This window comes from Variovorax sp. W2I14 (assembly GCF_050435205.1).
Lineage (GTDB): Bacteria > Pseudomonadota > Gammaproteobacteria > Burkholderiales > Burkholderiaceae_C > Variovorax > Variovorax paradoxus_C.
The window spans coordinates 1,432,391-1,451,894 of sequence record NZ_JBNDJX010000001.1; the positions used below are offsets into that span (position 1 = coordinate 1,432,391).

The 19,504-nt window shown below is 66.9% G+C and carries 16 protein-coding genes and 1 pseudogene; 7 read left to right on the forward strand and 10 right to left on the reverse strand.

Annotated features, from left to right (window positions below):
• Positions 1-4: 4 nt before the first annotated feature.
• The 5 genes from QF040_RS06700 to QF040_RS06720 all read right to left on the reverse strand — a co-directional run bounded on the left by QF040_RS06700 (position 5) and on the right by QF040_RS06720 (position 6,173).
• A complete protein-coding gene (locus QF040_RS06700) occupies positions 5-838 on the reverse strand; it encodes a branched-chain amino acid ABC transporter permease (protein ID WP_429610371.1) in 834 nt (277 codons plus the stop codon).
• Positions 839-876: 38 nt separating this feature from the next.
• Complete coding sequence (locus QF040_RS06705; RefSeq protein WP_429610372.1) at positions 877-2,037, reverse strand: substrate-binding protein; 1,161 nt, start codon at positions 2,035-2,037, stop codon at positions 877-879.
• Positions 2,038-2,113: 76 nt separating this feature from the next.
• Complete coding sequence (locus QF040_RS06710; RefSeq protein WP_429610373.1) at positions 2,114-3,007, reverse strand: nitrilase family protein; 894 nt, start codon at positions 3,005-3,007, stop codon at positions 2,114-2,116.
• Between the two features lie 198 nt (positions 3,008-3,205).
• The gene (locus QF040_RS06715) at positions 3,206-3,856 is read right to left on the reverse strand and encodes an alpha-ketoglutarate-dependent dioxygenase AlkB (RefSeq protein ID WP_429610374.1); all 651 of its coding nucleotides are present in this window, start codon (positions 3,854-3,856) and stop codon (positions 3,206-3,208) included.
• On the reverse strand, positions 3,843-6,173 hold the full coding sequence (locus QF040_RS06720; protein ID WP_429610375.1) for an ATP-dependent DNA helicase: 2,331 nt from the start codon (positions 6,171-6,173) through the stop codon (positions 3,843-3,845). Before QF040_RS06720 ends, QF040_RS06715 begins: the two co-directional genes overlap by 14 nt.
• Positions 6,174-6,318: 145 nt before the next feature.
• On the opposite strand from QF040_RS06720, the gene QF040_RS06725 reads away from it, so the two are divergent.
• The 6 genes from QF040_RS06725 (at position 6,319) to QF040_RS06750 (ending at position 13,509) form a co-directional block, all read left to right on the forward strand.
• Positions 6,319-9,822 (forward strand): response regulator, encoded by a 3,504-nt coding sequence (locus QF040_RS06725; protein WP_429610376.1) that lies wholly within the window; start codon positions 6,319-6,321, stop codon positions 9,820-9,822.
• Positions 9,823-9,920: 98 nt separating this feature from the next.
• Positions 9,921-10,703 carry a CheR family methyltransferase gene (locus QF040_RS06730; RefSeq protein WP_373424306.1) on the forward strand — a complete coding sequence of 261 codons (783 nt, stop codon included), beginning with the start codon at positions 9,921-9,923 and terminating at the stop codon, positions 10,701-10,703.
• Positions 10,700-11,308 carry a chemotaxis protein CheB gene (locus tag QF040_RS06735; RefSeq protein ID WP_306879373.1) on the forward strand — a complete coding sequence of 203 codons (609 nt, stop codon included), beginning with the start codon at positions 10,700-10,702 and terminating at the stop codon, positions 11,306-11,308. Before QF040_RS06730 ends, QF040_RS06735 begins: the two co-directional genes overlap by 4 nt.
• Positions 11,298-12,515 (forward strand): hybrid sensor histidine kinase/response regulator, encoded by a 1,218-nt coding sequence (locus tag QF040_RS06740; protein ID WP_429610377.1) that lies wholly within the window; start codon positions 11,298-11,300, stop codon positions 12,513-12,515. The genes QF040_RS06735 and QF040_RS06740 overlap by 11 nt, the downstream gene beginning before the upstream one ends.
• Before the next feature lie 73 nt (positions 12,516-12,588).
• A complete protein-coding gene (locus tag QF040_RS06745; protein WP_307645445.1) occupies positions 12,589-12,951 on the forward strand; it encodes a response regulator in 363 nt (120 codons plus the stop codon).
• 27 nt (positions 12,952-12,978) lie between these two features.
• A complete protein-coding gene (locus QF040_RS06750) occupies positions 12,979-13,509 on the forward strand; it encodes a hypothetical protein (protein ID WP_429610378.1) in 531 nt (176 codons plus the stop codon).
• A 113-nt stretch (positions 13,510-13,622) separates the two neighbouring features.
• Here the strand turns inward: QF040_RS06750 and QF040_RS06755 are convergent, their stop codons facing one another.
• From QF040_RS06755 to QF040_RS06775, 5 genes and pseudogenes are all read right to left on the reverse strand, one after another.
• Positions 13,623-13,976, reverse strand: coding sequence for a hypothetical protein (locus tag QF040_RS06755; RefSeq protein ID WP_307506857.1), 354 nt, complete (start codon positions 13,974-13,976; stop codon positions 13,623-13,625).
• Positions 13,973-15,449, reverse strand: a pseudogene (locus QF040_RS06760) (DUF1501 domain-containing protein). The gene QF040_RS06755 and the pseudogene QF040_RS06760 overlap by 4 nt, the downstream one beginning before the upstream one ends.
• Before the next feature lie 16 nt (positions 15,450-15,465).
• A complete protein-coding gene (locus tag QF040_RS06765; RefSeq protein ID WP_429610379.1) occupies positions 15,466-17,304 on the reverse strand; it encodes a DUF1800 domain-containing protein in 1,839 nt (612 codons plus the stop codon).
• 210 nt (positions 17,305-17,514) lie between these two features.
• Positions 17,515-17,868 carry a hypothetical protein gene (locus QF040_RS06770; protein WP_429610380.1) on the reverse strand — a complete coding sequence of 118 codons (354 nt, stop codon included), beginning with the start codon at positions 17,866-17,868 and terminating at the stop codon, positions 17,515-17,517.
• A gap of 76 nt (positions 17,869-17,944) precedes the next feature.
• Positions 17,945-18,892 carry an adenylate/guanylate cyclase domain-containing protein gene (locus tag QF040_RS06775; protein WP_013541367.1) on the reverse strand — a complete coding sequence of 316 codons (948 nt, stop codon included), beginning with the start codon at positions 18,890-18,892 and terminating at the stop codon, positions 17,945-17,947.
• 264 nt (positions 18,893-19,156) lie between these two features.
• Here QF040_RS06775 and QF040_RS06780 point away from each other — a divergent pair, with 264 nt between their 5' ends.
• Positions 19,157-19,495 (forward strand): hypothetical protein, encoded by a 339-nt coding sequence (locus QF040_RS06780; protein ID WP_307599661.1) that lies wholly within the window; start codon positions 19,157-19,159, stop codon positions 19,493-19,495.
• Positions 19,496-19,504 lie beyond the last annotated feature (9 nt).

Genomic DNA, 19,504 nt, shown 5'->3' on the forward strand with positions numbered 1-19,504 from the left:
GCTGTCAGCCACGGGCAAACCCCTTCGGACGGATGCGCAGCGTGACCGCCGCGAGCACCGCGATGGTCAGCCCGCCGAGCACCGGATTCGCATAGGTGCTCACCAGCACCTGGCAGGCCCCGAACACCACGCAGGTCAGCAGCAGGCTGGGCATCGAATGGCCCGACACCATGACCAGCATGAAGGCGCTCACCAGCCAGGGCAGTCCCATGTTCGGATCGACGCTGGACAGCGGCGTGATCATCGCGCCTGCCAGCGTGCCCAGGCCGGCGCCCAGGCTGAAGGTAATGAAGCGCACGCGGCCCGCGTGGATGCCCAGGCCGCTGGCCAGCTCCTCGTTCATGATCACCGCGCGGGTGCGGATGCCGAAGCGCGTGCCGTTCAGCAGCGCGGTGAGCAGCAGGCACAGCGCGATGGCGATGGGCACCAGCAGCAGGCGGTAGGCCGAGTAGTCCACCCCGCCGAGCGACCAGGTCCCCGCGAGCGGCGCGTCGACGAACTGCACCTCACGGCCGAAGGCCATCACGATCGACTGCCCGATGACGATGCCCAGCCCCCAGGTCGCGAGGATGGCGTCGAGCGGACGCTTGTAGAGCGGCTTCACGATCAGCCACTCCACCGCCATGCCCGCCACCACGCCGACCACCAATGCCAGAGGCCAGCTCAGCCACGGATCGAGCTTGAGCTGGGTCACCAAGTAGCTCGCATAGCCGCCCAGAGTGAGCAGCGCGCCGTGGGCGAAATTGACGATCTTCATGACCCCGAAAATCATCATCAGCCCGGCGGTGACGATGAAGAGCATCGCGGCGGTCGTGAGCAAATCCAGCAACAGCACCATGTGGCGGCCTTTGTCTTTTCGTCTCTTCGTTTGCGACGTTATTTCAGGTTCGGGCACTGCGCGCCGGGATCGACGCTCGCGAAGGTTTCGAGGATCTTGATCGATCCGTCCGACTGCACCTGGCCGAGGCGCATCGACAGCGGCGTGTGGCGGCTCTTGTTCATCGACACCGCACCGCGGGGGCCGGTGAACGACACCTCGCCGAGCGCCTTCACCACCTTGGCCGCATCGACCGAGCCGGCCTTTTCAGCGGCGGCCTTGTAGAGGAAGAAGGCCTCGTACTGCGGCTCGGACAACTCGTTGGGCGTCTTCAGGTCGGCGCCGAACTTCTTCTTCATCGCCTCGATAAATTTCTTGTTCTCGGGGATGTCGATGCCCGTGAGGTAGGAGGCCGACATGTACATGCCGCTGGCCACATCGCCCATGGTCTTGGCCGTGCCTTCGTCGATCGCGAGGTTGCCGTAGGGCAGCGTGAGGCCCGCGCCCTTGAGCTGCTTGGCCAGCGAGACGTTGGGCGCGCCGCCCGCGGTGGCGCTGACGAGCGCGTCGGGCTTGGCGGCGCGCAGCTTGGAGATCACCGAGGTCCAGTCGCTGCCGTCGATGGGCAGGTATTCCTCGCCGACCACCTTGCCGCCCTTCTGCTCGATGTACTTGCGGGTGAAGTCGAGCATGCCGCGGCCGAAGGCGTAGTCGTTGCCGACCAGGAAAAAGGTCTTGGCGTTCTTGCTCTTGAGGAAGTAGTCGACCACGGGCGCCACCTGCTGCTCGGGCACCCAGCCGTTCACATACATCCAGTTGTTGCACGAGCGTCCCTCGTAGAACGAGGTGTAGATATAGGGCACCTTGCCCTTGCTCACCACCGGCAGCGCCGCATTGCGCGCCGCGCTGTTTTCCATCGCGATGATGGCCGCCACCTTCTTCTGGAACACCAGCGTGTCGAAGGCCTTCTGCGCGCCGACGGCGCCGGAGGCGTCGTCCACGATCTCGAGCTCGACCTTGCGGCCGAGGATGCCGCCGGCGGCATTGATCTCGTCGACGGCCAGTTGCGACGACTGCACCGCGGCCGGCGCCACGACGCTGTTGGCGCCCGACAGGCCAACCGCCACGCCGATGCGCAAGGGGTCGGCAGCCTGGGCGTGGGCGGCCAGCAAGGTGGCGGTCGTCATGGCGCCGAGGCGCAGGAGGGAAGCGATCTTCATGTTCAGAGTCCTCTTGGGGGTCGATGGAAAAGTTGAGTGGGTGACAGCGGAAAAGAACAGCAAAAAAGGCGTGGATTCAGTGCCGCGGAAGCGGCCAGCCCGTGCCCAGCATCGGGTCATAGATGTCGTCGCGGCGGTCGCGCAGTACATCGTTGAACGCGTTCAGGTGGCGCGCCTGGCGCGACGCCTTGAGGTTGATGCGCGCGAGAAGAATCTCTTCGCCGTCGTGCGAAGCGGGCCCGGCCAGCGGCCAGCCCTGCGCGCCCACGATCAGGCTCTGCCCGACGAAGGGCTGGCCGCGCTCGGTGCCCGTGCGATTGGCGCACACGATGTTCATGCCGTTGCTGTGGGCGCTGGCCATCGCGAGCGTGGTGGCCATGGCCGGGCGGTCCGCGGGTTGCTGGGGCATGGGCACCCAGTTGGTCGGCATGCAGACGATGTCCACGCCCTGCATCGCGAGCAGGCGATAGGCCTCGGGGAACCAGCCGTCGTAGCAGATCATCACGCCCAGCCGGCCGAGCTCGGTGTGGAACACCGGCAGCCCTTTGTTCCCGGGTTCGAAGAACAGGTGCTCGTCGCCCCAGAGGTGCAGCTTGCGGTAGGTGCCGAGCCAGCCGCGCGGGCCGAGCACCGCGGCCGCGTTGTAGAGGCGGTCGTCCTCGCGCTCGGCGATGCCCGCGACCACGTGCACGTTGCAGCGGCGGGCCGCGTCGGCCCAGGCCTGTGTGCTTGGACCGTGGGGCACCGGCTCCGCCAGCGCGAAGGCCTCGGCGCGGCTGGCGAACACGTAGCCGCTGTTGGCCAGCTCTGGCAGCACCACGATCGATGCGCCCTGCGCGGCTGCCTCTTCGATCAGTTGCACCGAGCGCGCGACGTTCGCCGCCGTGTGGCCCACGTGCGGCTCCATCTGCACGCTCGCCACGACGAGGTCCGGAAAACCCAGGCCCTCTTCCTGCACTGCTGTTGTCATTCAAGCTCCAAAAAGCAAAAAGCCCTCGACCCCGCTTGCGCGTTGTTCGAGGGCTTTCATAGCCGGTATGTGAAGCAGCGATGTTGCTGCCCGACGCACTCAAGGCCGAGTGCTGTCGTGGGGTCGGAGATTAGAAGAAGGTATTCGCGGTGTCAATTTGAATTTTCTGCGGCATGCGCAAAGCGCGATGGCGCGCACTCACCGCGCCTGCAATGCGCTCGTGTGCGATCCCGGGCGCCTGCGGGACAACGTGCGCAGCGTGATCGAGTAGCGCAGCGCTTCGGTCGGCGCGATGGCGTGCTGCCACGCCCAACGGGCCGGACCGCGCAGCAGATAGATCGAGCGCGGCTCGATCAGGAACTGCACGTTGCCCGCCTCGGAGCTCGATGCGCCTTGCGGCCGGTACGGCCTGAACTGCATCACCGCATCGCCCTGCAGCGACACGCCCACGATGTCCTCGAAGTCCGGCACGTCGCGGTGCCAGCCGAGCGGCGTGCCGGGCTGGTACTCGGCGATCAGCATGTGGCTGAGTTCTTCGGGCGCAACGCCCAGCCATGCCGCCGCCCTCGCCCGCAGCGGATGCAACGCGTCAGGCAGCGGCGCGCCGGGCTTGAGGCGGTTGGTATCGAAGTCGTAGCTGCCGCCAAAGCCGATGCCGCGGCGGCGCGCAGTGTATTCCTTGTAGCGCATCTCCTTGAGCGGCAAGGCCTGCACGATGCGCAGCAGTTCGGCTTCTTCATCGCGCGACAGGAATTCGCGCTCGTAGCGCAGCCCTTCGATGACGGCCGTGGGCGTTCCGCCGAACAGATCGTCCTGGCCCGCGTGTTCGAGGCGCCTAGCGGAGCGCATCGCGTGCCCTTCCCATTCCGCCCACTTCCACATGCCACCAGCGCGGCAGCAGCTCGCGGATTTCCGTGCGCGCGAAGCGATCGTCGAGCAGGTGCAGCACGCCGCGGTCTTCTTCGGTGCGGATCACGCGGCCCGCCGCCTGCACCACCTTCTGCAGGCCCGGATAGAGATACGTGTATTCATAGCCCTTGCCGAAGCGCGACTGCATGCGCTCGCGCGTGATCTCGTTCAGCGCGTTGTACTGCGGCAGCCCCAGGCTCGCAACGAAGGCGCCGACGAGGCGGCTGCCCGGCAGGTCGATGCCCTCGCCGAATGCACCGCCGAGCACCGCGAAGCCGATGCCCTGCCCGCCTTCCTCGAAGCGTGCGATGAAGCCGTGGCGGTCGGCCTCGAGCATGCCGCGCGTCTGCGTCCACACGGGCACGCCGGGGTGCCGCGCCGAGAAGGCGGCGCGGGCGCTCTCCAGATAGTCGAAGCTGCTGAAAAAGGCCAGGTAGTTGCCGGGCATGCGCTCGAACTGGGCGCCGATGATGCCGGCCACATTGCCGAGCGATCCGGCGCGGTCGCGAAAGCGCGTGGAGACATCCATTGCCACCTCGACACGCAGCTGCTGGCTGTGGAACGGCGAAGCCACGTCGAGCGGCGCGGTGTCCGGCGGCAGGCCGAGCGCGTCGCGATAGAACTCGAACGGCGAGAGCGTGCCCGAGAAGCAGGTGACCGAGACCGCATCCGCGAACCGGCCTTCGAGGAATGGCGCGGGCACGAGGTTGCGGATGGCCAGCGTGCGGTCTTGTTGCGTGATGCCGAGCGTGCGCTCGAACACCGAGTGGTCGTCGAACACCTCGGCGAGCCGGGCGAAGTGCAGCGCGTCGAAGAAGAAACGTTGCAGCGGACCTTGCGCGGCCTCGGGCTTGGCGGCGAAGTACTCGGCCATCGCCGTGTTGGCGGCCTGCAGTGCGCGCACGAAGCGCTCGGGAATCTCGTCGGCGGTTTCGTAGTTGTCGGTCTGCGATTGCTGGACGGTGTCCCACTCGCGAAAGAGCCGTGCGAGCGGGCCGCGCACCGGCGCGGGCGCGATGCGGTGCGCCTCTTCGAGCGCCCCGCCTTCGAGCTGCGCGGTGTACATGCCGCGCGCGCGCTCCAGCAAGTTGTGGGCTTCGTCGACGAGCACCGCGACGCGCCAGTCGGCGTCCTTCATGATGGCGAAGAGGAAGGCGCTGCCGTCGAAGTAGTAGTTGTAGTCGCCCACGATGACGTCGCTCCAGTGGGCCATTTCCTGCGCGAGGAAATAGGGGCAGACCGTGTGCTGCAGCGCGACCTGCCGCAGCGCCTGGCGGTCGAGCCAGCCGGTTTGCGCGGCTTCGATGCGGGCGGCGGGCAATCGGTCGTAGAAGCCCTTGGCGAGCGGGCACGAATCGCCGTTGCAGGCGCGGTCGGGGTATTCGCAGACCTTCTCGCGCGCCGCGAGTTCGAGCACGCGGGGCTGCGCGCCGCCCGCTGCACAACTTTTGCCAAGCACCCGCAGCGCATCGAGCGCCACCGGCCGGCCCGAGGTCTTGGCGGTGAGAAAGAAGACCTTGTCCAGCTTGCCCGCCGCGCGGGCCTTGAGCAGCGGAAAGATCGTGGCCAGCGTCTTGCCGATGCCGGTCGGCGCCTGCGCCATGAGACAGCGCCCGCCGGCGGCTGCGCGGTAGACGGCTTCAGCCAGTTCGCGCTGGCCGGTGCGGAAAGATTGATGCGGGAACGCGAGTTGCGCCAGCGTTCGGTCGAGCGCGCCGTGGTGGTCGGCTTCCTGTTGCGCCCAGGCGCTGTAGCGCTCGCACAGCGACTCGAAATGTTCGCGCAGTGCCTCGCGCGTGTGCTGTTCCTCGAGCACGGTTTCCTCGCCGGTGGCGAGATCGAGGTAGACCAGCGCGACCGTCATCTGCGCATGCCCGTGCTGGTCGCACAGCATCCAGCCGTAGACGCGGGCCTGCGCCCAGTGCAGCGCGCGGTGGTTGCCTCGGATGGCGTCGAAGTCGCCGCGGAAGGTCTTGATCTCTTCCACGCGCGGTGGATCGGGCACATAGCCGTCGGCGCGGCCGCGAACCCGCAGTGCGCCGTGCCGGGCGTCGAGCGATACCTCGCTCTGGTAGCTGCCGCCGCGCCGCCCCTGCACCAGCGCGTGGCCGGCCATGCCTTCGAGCGCGCTGGGCGCGGGCACGAAGCGCAGGTCGAGGTCGCCCGCCTTCGCGCCGAAAGCGCAAAGCGCCTTGACCGAAACGACGCAGGCGGCCGAAGCCGCATCTGGTGGGGTGGTGGAGGAAGCCGGGGCCATCTCTCGATTCACTGTATGAAAGCACAGTATAACGATCGATGGAATGTTAACGTTGAGGGTCCATGCGCTCGTCTCGGGGTCTTCTCCGACAGGGCGCCCCTCCATTTCCGGCAAAACTTGACAAGTTTTGCTTACAAATGTGCTGATGAAAACACCTGCCGCCATCGATCCCGACGACTTCGACCGCCTGCTGAGCCGCAATCTCAAGCTCCCGATGCTCGGAGGACTGTTCGGCGCCGTGGTGTTCGTCGGGCTCATCCTCTTCCTGCTCTCGACCATCGGCTGGGTGGAGCACACCGACCGCGTGACCCGCTCGGCCAGCGAGCTGCAGCGCCGCAGCATCGACATGGAAACGGGGCTGCGCGGCTTCCTGCTCACTGGTGACGACACCTTTCTGGAGCCCTACCAGAGCGCCCTGCCCCGCTTGAAACCCGATGCCGACGCCTTGCGCAGGCTTGTGTCGGACAACCCGCAGCAGGTCGAGCGGGTGGACCGCATCGCCAGCCTGCAGGATGCCTGGAACGAATTCGCCCGCGACATGATTGCGATCCGCCGCGCCGGCGGCGACGTACAGGCGGCCATTCGGCTAGGCCGCGGCAAGCGGCTGACCGACGACATGCGCGCCGAATACACCGCGTTCATGGACACCGAGCAGACGCTGCGCTTCCAGCGCAACAACGACGCCAACCGCACCAGTTGGTGGACAGTCGGCCTCTTCCTGCTGTTCACGCTGACGCTGACCGGCCTCATCAGCTTCTTCGGCCGCCGCCAACTCGTGCGGCTGTCCGACAGCTACGACGTGGTGCTCAAGGAGCAGGCCGAGCACACCCAGCGGCTCTCCGAAGAAGCGTGGCTGCGCGGCGCGCAGACCGAGCTGGTGGGCGAACTGGTCGGCGAGCTGAGCGCGCCGGACATGGGCCGCAAGATCCTCGCCTTCTTCTCGCGGCACCTGGGCAGCAGCGTCGGCGCGATGTATGTGCGGGAGCGCCATGGTCCGCTGCGCCGGGCCGCGAGCTACGGTTTCTCGGCCGATGCCGAAGCCTCGCCGCAGGTCTTCTCGCCCACAGAGAGCCTGGTAGGCCAGGCCGCGGCCGAGCGGCGCCGCATGCTGATCGATCCGATCGATGCCGATTACCTCAAGGTCAACTCCGGCCTGGGCGCGATGGCGCCCCGTACGGTGCTGCTGCTGCCGGTGATGAACGGCGGCATGGTCAACGGCGTGGTCGAGCTCGGCCTGCCCGGCGCGCCCGACGAGCGCGCGAGCCAGTTGCTGGACGTGGTGTCCGACGACATCGGCACCTCGCTTGCCGCGGCCCGCTACCGCGAGCAATTGCAGGAGGTGCTGGCCGAGACCCAGCAGCTCAACGAGGAACTGCAGGTGCAGCAGGAAGAGCTGCGCACCGCCAACGAAGAGCTCGAAGAACAGTCGAAGGCCCTGCGCGCCTCGCAGGCGATGCTGGAGAACCAGCAGGCCGAGCTGGAGCAGACCAACAGCCAGCTCTCCGAGCGCACCGAGGCGCTGGACCAGCGCAACACCGCCCTGCGCCGCGTGCAGCGCGACCTGGAAGACCGCGCCGACGAGCTGCAGCGCGCGAGCCGCTACAAGTCGGAGTTCCTTGCGAACATGTCGCACGAGCTGCGCACGCCGCTCAACAGCGCGCTCATCCTGGCCAAGCTGCTCGGCGACAACCCGCAGGGCAACCTGACGCTGGAGCAGGTGAAGTTCGCCGAGTCGATTTATTCATCGGGCAACGACCTGCTGGTGCTGATCAACGACATTTTGGACATCGCCAAGGTCGAGGCGGGCAAGCTCGAAGTGGTGCCGGAGGACGTGTCGCTCGCGCGCCTCGCAGAAAGCCTGGAGAGCACCTTCAGCCCGCTCGCGATGCAGAAGAACCTGAGCTTCCGGCTCGAGCTGCAGCCCGGCGCGCCGGCCTCGCTGGTCACCGACCGGCAGCGGGTCGAGCAGATCCTGAAGAACCTGCTGTCGAACGCGCTCAAGTTCACCGACAAGGGCGAAGTGGCGCTGGTGGTCTCCGCCACGGCCGATGGCGGCGCGGCTTTCGCGGTCTCCGATTCGGGCATCGGCATCGATCCGCAACAGCACGAACTGATCTTCGAGGCCTTCCGCCAGGCCGACGGCACCACCAGCCGGCGCTACGGCGGCACGGGCCTGGGCCTGTCGATCTCCCGCGACCTCACGCACCTTCTGGGCGGCACGCTCACCGTGCAGAGCGAGCCGGGCAAGGGCAGCACCTTCGTGCTGCAGTTGCCGGCGCTGGCGCCGCAGGCTTCGGGGCAGCAGGCCAGCGCGCCGCGCAACGTGCCCACCTATGTGCCCGGCAACCGGAACTCCGCCGCCGCGCCCGCCCTCGCCCCTGCCGCACCGCAAGCGCCCGCGCCGCGGGCCGTAGTGCCGGCGCCGCAGTTCGACGACGACCGCGCGATCCCGCGCGACCAGGTGCGCCGCGTGCTGGTGATCGAGGACGAGCCGCAGTTCGCGCACATCCTCTACGACCTGGCGCACGAGCTGGGCTACCGCTGCCTTGTGGCGCACGGCGCGGCCGACGGCTTCGAGCTGGCCACGCAGTTCGTGCCCGACGCCATCCTGCTGGACATGCGCCTGCCCGACAGCACCGGCCTCGACGTGCTGCAGAAACTGAAGGATTCGCCGCACACGCGCCACATCCCGATCCATGTGGTGTCGGCCGCCGACAACGCACAGGCCGCCGCGCTGCACATGGGCGCCATCGGCTTCGCGCTGAAGCCGGCCACGCGCGACGAACTGATGAAGGTCTTCGGCCGGCTGGAGGAAAAGCTCACGCAGAAGGTCAAGGTCGTGCTGCTGGTGGAAGACGACGAGCTGCAGCGCGAAGCCGTGATCAAGCTGATCGGCGACGACGACATCGAGATCGTGGCCGTCGGCTCCGGCGAAGAAGCGCTGGAGCTGCTGCGCACCCGCGTGTTCGACTGCATGGTCACCGACCTGCGGCTGCCCGACATGCAGGGCAGCGATCTGCTCAAGGCCATGGCGGCGGAAGAAATCGTGTCGTTCCCGCCGGTCATCGTCTACACCGGGCGCAACCTCACGCGCGATGAAGAAGCCGAGCTGCAGCGCTACTCGCGCTCGATCATCATCAAGGGCGCCCGCTCGCCGGAGCGCCTGCTCGACGAGGTGACGCTCTTCCTGCACAAGGTGGAAGCCTCGCTCTCGACCGAGCGCCAGGGCATGCTGAAAACGGCGCGCGGGCGCGACCGCATCTTCGAGGGCCGCACCGTCCTTCTGGTGGACGACGACGTGCGCAACATCTTCGCCCTCACCAGCGCGCTGGAGCAGCGCGGCGCGGCCGTGGAAATCGGCCGCAACGGCCGCGAGGCGCTCGAAAAACTCGACCAGGTGCGCGAGATCGACCTGGTGCTGATGGACGTGATGATGCCGGAGATGGACGGCCTGGAAGCCACCCGGCGCCTGCGCGCCGACCCGCGCTTCGAGAAGATGCCGGTGATCGCCATCACCGCCAAGGCCATGAAGGACGACCGCGACCAGTGCCTCGCAGCCGGTGCCAACGACTACCTGGCCAAGCCGGTCGACCTGGAGCGGCTGTTCTCGCTGTTGCGCGTGTGGATGCCCAAGATGGAGCGCCTGTGACCGACAAGCAGCCCTTACCTCGGCGGTCTTCCCCGCCGTCTTCCCCGCCCTCGCCGCTCCAGCCGCTGAGCGACACCGAGATCGAGCTGCGCCTGCTCATGGAGGCCATCTATCTCAAGTACAGCTACGACTTCCGCAACTACACGACGGCCTCGCAGAAGCGCCGCGTGCTCTATGCGCTCGACCAGCTCGGGCTGCCGAGCATCTCGGCGCTGCAAGAGAAAGTGCTGCGCGACGCGGGGCTGTTCGGCCGGCTGCTGCAGTTCCTCACGATTCCGGTGAGCGAGATGTTCCGCGACCCGGCGTACTTTCTGGCGCTGCGCGATCACGTCGTGCCGATCCTGCACACCTACCCCTCGGTGAAGGTGTGGGTGGCCGGTTGCAGCACGGGCGAGGAAGTGTTCTCGCTCGCGATCCTGCTGCGCGAAGAAGGCCTGCTCGAACGCACCCAGATCTACGCGACCGACATCAACCCGGCCTCGCTGGAGAAGGCGCGCCAGGGCATCTTTCCGCTGGAGGCGATTCGCGGCTACACCACCAATTACCAGCGCGCGGGCGGGCGCAGTGCGTTCTCCGACTACTACACCGCCGCCTACGACGCGGCGCGTTTCGACCCCTCGCTCTGCGCCGACGTCATCTTCGCGGACCACAGCCTGGCGACCGACAGCGTGTTCGCCGAAACGCAACTCGTGTCGTGCCGCAACGTGCTCATCTACTTCAACCGGCTGCTGCAGGACCGTGCGCTCGGGCTCTTCCACGAGTCGCTGTCGCACCGCGGCTTTCTGGGCCTCGGGTCGAAGGAAAGCATCGATTTCTCCGGCTACGCAGACCGCTTCGCGCCGCACGCCCGCGCCGAGCGCATCTACCGCAAGGCGACATGACGACGACGCTGCCTCGTCCCTACACCCGCAAGCGCGTGGACATGGTCGTGCTCGGCGCTTCGGCCGGCGGCATCGATGCGCTCATGGTGCTCTTGCACGACCTGCCCGCCGGTTGGCGCCTGCCGATGACGGTCGTGCTGCACCTGCCCGAGAACCACGACAGCCATCTCGCCGAGATCTTCGCGCAGCGCCTGCCCATTCCCGTGCACGAGGCCGCCGACAAGATGCCGATTGCCGTCGGCACGCTTTATTTCGCGCCGCCCGGCTACCACCTGTCGATCGAGCGGGAGCGCTGCTTCTCGCTCAGTTGCGAGGCGCCGGTGCTGTTCTCGCGGCCGTCCATCGACGTGCTGATGGCCTCGGCCGCCGACGCCTACGGCCCCGCACTGGCCGGTTTTCTCTTGACCGGCGCCAACGACGATGGCGCCGAAGGCCTGTATCGCATTCACCTGGCCGGCGGACTCACCGCCGTGCAGGACCCCAAAGAAGCCCTGATTTCCATCATGCCCAACGCCGCCCTTGCGCGACACGCCCCCGACCACGTCCTGCCGCTGCGCGAGCTTCGCGCCCTGCTCCTGCAACTGGAGGCCGCCCATGCCCATTGACGTCCAAAGCAAGCTGCTGATCGTCGATGACCTGCCGGAGAACCTGCTGGCGCTGGAGGCGCTGATCCGCTCGCCCGACCGCGTCGTGTACCGCGCCGGCTCGGCCGAGGCCGCGCTCTCGCTGCTGCTGGAGCATGAATTCGCACTCGCCATCGTCGACGTGCAGATGCCCGGCATGAACGGCTTCGAACTGGCCGAAATGATGCGCGGCACCGAGCGCACGCGGCATATCCCGATCATCTTCGTGAGCGCCGCGGGGCGCGAGCTGAACTACGCCTTCCAGGGCTACGAGAGCGGCGCGGTCGACTTCCTGCACAAGCCGCTCGATCCGCACGCGGTGGTCAGCAAGGTGAACGTGTTCGTCGACCTCTACCAGCACCGGAAGGCGCTGCGCCACGAGATGGAGCTGCTCGCGGCCGCGCACAGGAAGCAGGAAGAGCTGGTGCAGCAGCTGCAGCACACCCAGCTCGAACTGGAGCGCGCGGTGCGCATGCGCGACGACTTCATGTCGATGGTCTCGCACGAGCTGCGCACGCCGCTCAATACGCTCTACCTGGAGGCGCAGCTGCGCCAGCTTCACTTGAGCAAGGGGAACCTCGCGAGCTTCTCGCCCGAGCGGCTGCCCGCGATGATCGAACGCGACCAGCGGCAGATCCGCAACATGGTGCGGCTCATCGACGACATGCTCGATGTGACGCGCATGCGGCGCGATGCGCTGTCGATCCAGACCAAGCCGGTCGACCTGGCGGTGCTCGCCCGCGCCGTGGTCGAGAACCTGCGCCAGCAGGCCGAAGCCGCGGGCTCGACGATTTCGCTCGAAGCGCCGGCCGAGCTGCACGGCGTGTGGGACGAGTTCCGCATCGAACAGGTGCTGACCAACTTGCTGACCAACGCGCTGCGCTACGGCGGCGGCAAGCCGGTCGAGATGGTGGTCGAGCGGGCCGGCGACGTGGCACGCGTGAGCGTGCGCGATCACGGCATCGGTATCGCGCCCGAGGACCAGGCGCGCATCTTCGAGCAGTTCGAGCGCACCGAGCACAGCCGCCAGCACGCGGCCGGGTTGGGCCTCGGGCTCTACATCACGCGCAAGATCGTGGACCTGCATGCGGGGCAGATCGGCGTGGAAAGCGCGGCCGGCCAGGGCGCGCGCTTCACCGTCGAGCTGCCGCTGCGGGCCGCCGCGGCGGGCCCCGCGTCCCAAGCGTAGGAACACCCTTACGCCGCTCAAGACACATTCCGTTGATACTGCATCTTTAGACCTACTCAAGAGACTCACCGCCGTGAACGTGCTGATCGTCGACGACAACCAGGCCGCTGCCGACCTCCTGCAGGAACTGCTCACGCTGCAGGACCACACCGCCCGCTGCACCTACACGGCGCAGCAGGCGATGGACGCGGCAGCCGAGGAACACTTCGATGCCGCGCTGATCGACCTCACCCTGCCCGACTTTCCGGGCTCCGAGGTGGCGCGGCGACTGCGTGCGAGCACCGCCGAAGGCACGCCGCGGCTCCTGGTCGCGATTTCGGGTTTCTCGGCCGAAGATGCGGCCGGCGAAGCCGCCAAGGGGCTGTTCGACCATCACCTGCAGAAGCCGATCGACATTGCGCAGCTCGATCGGATCCTGGCGCAGCCGGCGCGCTAGCCAGAACAGAACGGGAGGCTTGTGCCGATGCGCCGCCTCTTCCGTCTTCCTGTCGTTGTTCTCTTGCTTCTCGTGCCGCTCGCATCGACGGCGGGATGGACCGACGGCACCGGCAAGCCGATTCCCGACACCGAGTCGATGCGCAGCGACGGCGACTTTCTCGCGCAATTGCTCATCACCCCCGACGAGGCCGAGCTGCGCAAGGCCTGGAGCACCGCCAGCCGCGCGCCGACGCTGCGGGTCACTGACAGCGTGAAGCGCGGCATCAGTTCCAGCGCGATGCTGTTCCTGCGCGGCTGCGCGCCGAATGCCGTCGGCCAGTGCGATGTGGTGGTCGAGTTCTTCATGATCACCCCCAGCGGACAGCGCGTGCCGGCCGGAGGCGGTCCGCTCTGGACTTCGGAGCCGCCCGCGGCAACCTTGGTGCTCGGTTCGGCCAGCATGAACTTCGGCTTCGGCCCGAGCAATGAGGCCGGGCTCTACAGCGTGCAGGCCAAGGTCATGGACCGCATCGGCAAGCGCACGCTCGAACTGTGGGGCCGCATCCGGCTGGACTGACGCGCGCGACCGTGGAAGGCGGTCAGGGCGTTCCGAGCACCAGCAACAGGGTCGCAAGAGTGCCAATGGCAGCGGTCTGGTTCGAACGCATGGTAGAGAAGAAAGGCGATGCTTCAGGCCCGGCGCATCGCCTTGAAGCGATAGCGCCGGTATCCATTCTTCTGCATGAAGCTGATGGGCTCCCAGCCGCGGGCCAGTGCGCGGTCGGTGATCTGCGCCATCTGCACGCCGAGATAGTCCTGCAGGCTGTCGGACACCGACAGCTCGAACTCCCGCAGCCCGCGGTCCAGCGCGTCGATGGCCGCGATGGCGCCCTCGACGCTGGAGAAGGGGTGCATGGGTGTCAGGTCCCCACTGTGGATGCGCACGGACGCCTTCCTGCCGCCATCGGACGGAAAGGACACGCGCATGCCGCCCTCCTCTCCGTTCAGGCCCTTCATTCCCTTCATGCCGCTTGCGTCGTTCATCCCATGAACCCCACGTTGCGCGGATAGGCGATGCCGCTCGGCGCCGTCATGCCGAAGTTCTTGAGGTTCGGCAGGATGCCGTCGAGCTGGTCGTCGGGCACGCCGAACCAGCGCGCCAGCGTGCCCGCGTATTGGTCGACCGAGGTGGTGGGCAAGAGGCGGGCCCTGCCCCACGTGCCACTGGTCGATGTCGCTCGCGGTGTTGGTGATGCTCACCGGCGGCGCCGTGCCGTAGATCGCCTTGCCTTTCACCGCGCCGCCGACCACGAAATGGTGGCCGCCCCAGCCATGGTCGGAGCCATTGCTGTTGCTCGAGAGCGTGCGGCCGAAGTCGGAGGCGGTGAACGTGGTGACCTTCTCGGCCAGGCCCAGTGCGTCCATCTGGGCGTGGAACGCGACCAGCGCTTCGGAGAGGTTCTTCATCAGCCCCGGCTGGCGCGCGATCAGGTCGTCGTGCAGGTCGAAGCCGCCCATCGAGACGAAGAACACCTGGCGCTTCACGCCCAGTGCTTCGCGCCCGCGGATCAGGCGCGCCACCATCTTGAGCTGGTCGGCCAGGTAGTTCTGCTGCGGGAAGGTGCCGGAGGGAAAGTCCGACTGGATCGCCTCGGTGATCTTTCCCTCGGCCGTGACCGCGCGCCGGATGACCTTCGTGTATTCGTTCTCCAGCGTGTGGCCGCTCTCGCGCTGGGCGATCTGCTGCATGGCCGCCTTCACCGTTGCCGAACCGTAGAGGTTGCCGCCGACGCCACTCACGGCGCCAATGCGCACCGCGCCGCCCGTTCCCACCTGGTACTGCAGCGCCTGGTCGCCCGAGAGGAACACCGCGTTGCCCGAGACCGACATGCAGGTGAAGAGCGAGCCCCCGTTCGGCCCGAGGGCCAGGTCGCCGAGGTTGCCGCCCCAGCCGACGGTCGAGCCCTCGGGCGAGGACGATTGCCACACCGACTGCTGGTCGTTGTGCGAGAAGAGCTTGGGCGGAATCGGAAAGTCGCGGCGGTTGCTGCTGTTGTATTGCGCCCGCGTCAGCGGCTTGATGAGCGGGCCGACGTTCAGTTGCACCGCCACCTTGCCCTGGTTGTTGAACAGGTCCGCCAGCCCCGTCATCGACGGATGCAGCGCGTACGTGCGCCCGCCGGGCAGCGCCTGCGTCGGCTTGAGCTCGGTCGCGGTGAGTGCGGCGCGCGCGATGGCGATGCCGCCGCCCGCCTCGCCATTGCCGCCACGGATCAGGCTGTACTTGCCGTAGCTGTCGGCGTCGTAGGTGACGACGGTGTTCGCATAGTCGTTGCCGCCGAAGAGAAACACGCACACCAGCGCGCGGTAGTCGTTGCCGGGCGCGGCCTGCGCGGCGGCCTCACCCATGGCGGCGAGGTTGAGCGCGAACGGCAGCGCGGTGCCGGCCATCGCGAGCTGGCCCGAGCGGCGGAGGAACGCACGGCGGGTGTGACGGGCGGGATCGATCAGGTACATGAAAGACGCTCTCGCTTTATTTCTGGACAAGGTATTCGGGTGAACCCATCACCAGGAGGACGGCGGCGCAGATGCGATTGAGCTTCGCGCCATCGCTGCTCGCCGCCGTGAGATTCGGCGTGGCAAGCGCGGTGGTGATGAGGTTGACGGTGGCGGGCAGCAACTGATTGCCGGTCAGCACGAGGTTGAGCCGGCGCACCAGCGCGGCCGGATCGAGCACCAACGCCTTCTCGGCCGCGTAGCTCGCCATCACGTCCTTGTTGTCGAAGCCGTTGGACAGCCTGTTCTGCATGAAGTTGAGATAGCCGCCCACGCTGCTTTCGTTGACCAGCTGGAACTCGGGCGCAACCAGCTTGTTGCTCGCGATGGCGGTCGATGGCGGCACGTAGCCGGGCCGGAAGAAATTGAAGACCGAGGGCGAGCGCAGCGGGCTCTGGCCGAGGTTGAAGCTGGCATCCGAGAGGTTGTCGATCTTCCAGGCGTCGGTGGCCGAGGCGATGCCGCAGGTGCGGCCCCATTGCACCAGGCGCAGCATCGGCTCGCGCAGGCGCCCGAAGTTCGGGTCCGAAAGGCCGCCCGGGCCGCGCGCCTCGTCGTCCAGCAGGATGGCCGCGAACACGCTCTTCATGTCGCCGCGCACGCCGGCGCCGTTGTTGCCGAAGACATCGGCCACGCGCTTCACGTACGCCGGGCTCGGGTTGCTGGTCACCAGCCGCTGGATCAACTGCTTGCCGATGAAGGGACCGACGTTCGGGTGGTTGAAAAGCGCATCGAGCGCGATCTTCAGCGCCGCCGGGCCGGGCGTGCCGCCGGGCACGGTGGTGCCGAGGAACTTGGCTTCCAGCATGGAGTGGTTCGCGGCCAGGTAGGCCATGGGACGCGTGGTCCAGTCCTTGGTGTCGAAGGCGCCGCCGCCGCCGGGTGGCTTGAAACCCTCGCGCTCCCCGGTGCGGATGTCGAGCACGTAGCCGGTGAAGACGCGTGCGAGGTTTGTCACGTCGTCCTGCGTGTAGGTGTCCAGCGGCTGGCCGTCGGTGTCGGTCTTCACCGTGCCGTCGGCATTGAGCTGCGACAGGCCGATGGTCATGAGCTGCATGACTTCGCGCGCGTAGTTCTCGTCGGGCTGGCGGCCCCGGCCGTCTTCCTTTCGGTTGTCGCGGGTGTTCAGGTAGAAGCCCATCGCCGGGTTCAGCGTGATGTCTTCCAGCAGCGTGCGGAAGTTGCCGGTGACGCCCGCGACCAGCGTGTCGAAGTACTGGGCCATCATGGCGTGCGGCCAGCTCGAGCCGATCTCATTGGCCGAGACCACGAAGATTTCGCTGAGCGCCAGCGCCATGCGCTTGCGCACCGGGTCAGCCGACACCATCAGCTGGCGCCAGACGGCCGCATCGATCTCGACGGTGTTCCAGGGCTTGCTGTCGATCCATTCCCAGGCCGACTGCGTGCGCGGTGCGCCGAACTGCTCACTGAGCCACGGCAGGTAGCCCTTGCTGCGCAGGTCGGCGATCTCTGGTTCGGAGGCCGAGAACTGGGCCTGCAGCAGGAAGCGCGCGGCTTCTTCGTCGGTCTTGGCTTGCGTGTAGCGGTACGGGCCCGCGTCCGATCCCGCGCCGGGGCCTGAGCCTGCCCCTGGCAGGCCGCCGATGCCGGCGCCGAATCCGGCTCCAGCGCCTCCGCCGCCACTTCCACCTCCACCCCCGCAGGCCCCAAGCGCGGCCGCGATGGAGAACGTCGCCAACGCCTTCAGGGGCCTGGACGACGCTTCGGTCTCAGCTGTATCTGTTGTTGCCGGCGCATCGACGTACGCCAAATCGTCGGCCACGCTCGCGCAGCCGGCTTCTATCGGTTCCACCATGTTTCCTCGCTCCTGCGGCGTTCCTGCGCCGGTAGCGATTCAAGGCAAGTGCTGTGCCCTATGGATTTCGGTGGTGAGAACCTTTGGCGACAGGTCGTCAATCCAATATTTGTGACTTTATGTGACTTTTTCGTCACTTCTGAAACAAAATTGGCAACTCCAGCGACCCGCTGGAGCAAGTCTTAAGTTATCGCGCCTTGGGTCAGGACTTCAGTCCTGCTCGTCTTCCCATTCGTAGCCGTTCGGCGGGCGGTACGGATAGCCCGGACCGTAGTAGATGCGTCCGGGCGGCGGGCTGTAGACGGGTGCCGAGCGGTAGTACACCGGCGGCTGCGGCCGGTAGTAGACGGGCGGCGCGGGCTGGTAGTAGATCGGTGCCGGGTAGTAAACCGGCGGCGGCGCGTAATACGGCGCCGGATAACCGCCGCCCACATAGCCGGGCGTCCCGATCTGCACCGACCAGTGGCCGCGCGCATTGGCGGCGCCCGCGGCGAGCAACGCACCGGCCGCGATCGCGCCGAGGGTTGCCCATTTGAAAACAGAAGAATGTTGTTTGAGGTTCACAGCGGCTCCATGGCCAAGGGCGAACAGCGCCCGGTTCACAAGCAACGCCCGACGCAACCCGCCGGTGCACCTTCTCTCAAGGACTCACCTCGCGGCGCGACAGCATCACCTCGCCGCCAGTCGTGTTGAAGGCGATGGTGGGCGCGCTGAAATCGCTCAGCGGCGCGCCCAGGCCGATTTCGCCGCGGCCGTGCAGCACGCATTCCTCGCGGCGCAAGGCGATCTCGGTGCTCGGCCCGCCGTTGCCATGAAAGCGCACCCAGGTTCCATAGGTGCTGATGTCGATCAGCACGCAGCTGCCCTGCCGCATTTCGATGCGCGCATGCAGTCGCGAGACGCGTGGGTCGTTGACCACGAACTGCGCGTCGTCCACGCGCCCGAGGTGAATCGGCAACTGCTCGCTGCTGAACATGGAGCGCACGTCGAGCCAGGACAGCTCGATCTGGCCGAACGACGAATCGGGAATCCGCATCGGCGCCAGCGCGGCCGGCACGGTGAGAAAGGAGGTCACGTCCTCCTGCCAGTCGATGCGGTGCACAACCGACATCTCACTGCGGCCGCGGATGTTGATGAGCCCGAGGTCGCGATGCTGCACGCTGCCTTCGCGCAGTTGCGAGATCACCGCATCGGTCACCCAGATCTGTCCGGGCCCGGCGAGATCGCTCAGGCGCGATGCGAGATTGACAGCGTCGCCGAAGCAGTCGCCCTCCACCTCGACCACTTCGCCGCTGGCCACGCCGATCTGCAGCGCCATGCGCAAGGGCGCGGGCCAGACCTGAAGGCGCTTCTGGTGGTAGCGCTGGAGTTCGATCACCGCGTGCGTGGCGGCGGCGCCGCTGGAGAAGATGGCAAAGACGCCGTCTCCCAGCGACTTCACCACCCGGCCGCCGTGCGCCTGGCAGACGCCGCCGATCCACTGGGTCAGGCGCGTCACCGTCTCGGTGGCGCGCGCATTCCCCATGGCCTCGAAGACCCTCGTGCTCCCCGTCAGGTCCGCGAAAACGACTGTGGCATTGACACCCATACTGGCTTGTACTCGGTAGCGATCGCTGGTTGATTATGGTCAGGAAGCTCTTCAGCCTCTTGCCCGTGTTTTGTCTGACATATGCCGAAAACCGAGCTCGCCAAAGGATGTAGTACTTTTGATATCAAACTCCAATAAGTGCTGAAACTGATACGTAAAGCTTGTTGTTTGCAAACAAGAAACACTGTTTAACATCTTGTGTAACGGCGAACTCAAGCTTAAGGTAGCGGCCGTCCCGGCTTCCGGCAATACGCTATTCGTCACATGGTGCTCTTCCGCCGCATTTTTCGTCTGCTGAATTTGCCCAGTTTCGGTTCCCGTCAGGCGACCGAAAGCCAGTTGGGTCGGATTCGCACGGCCATGCTGTCGGTGCTCCAGGCCCATGGCGGCCATTCGATCCAGCGCGTCAGCCAGCGCGTGCGCTTCGCGGTCGACGTCGAGGCCCTCTGGTATCTGCGGCAGGACGTGATGACCGCGCTGAGCGCCATCGACGGCGAATCCGCCGCCCGCCGCCAGATGAAATCCATCAACAGCATGTTCAAGGGCGGCCTGCCCGGCTCGATGGGTCCGCGCGCCCATCAGCGCTTCACCAACAACGGCTGAAGGCGAAGC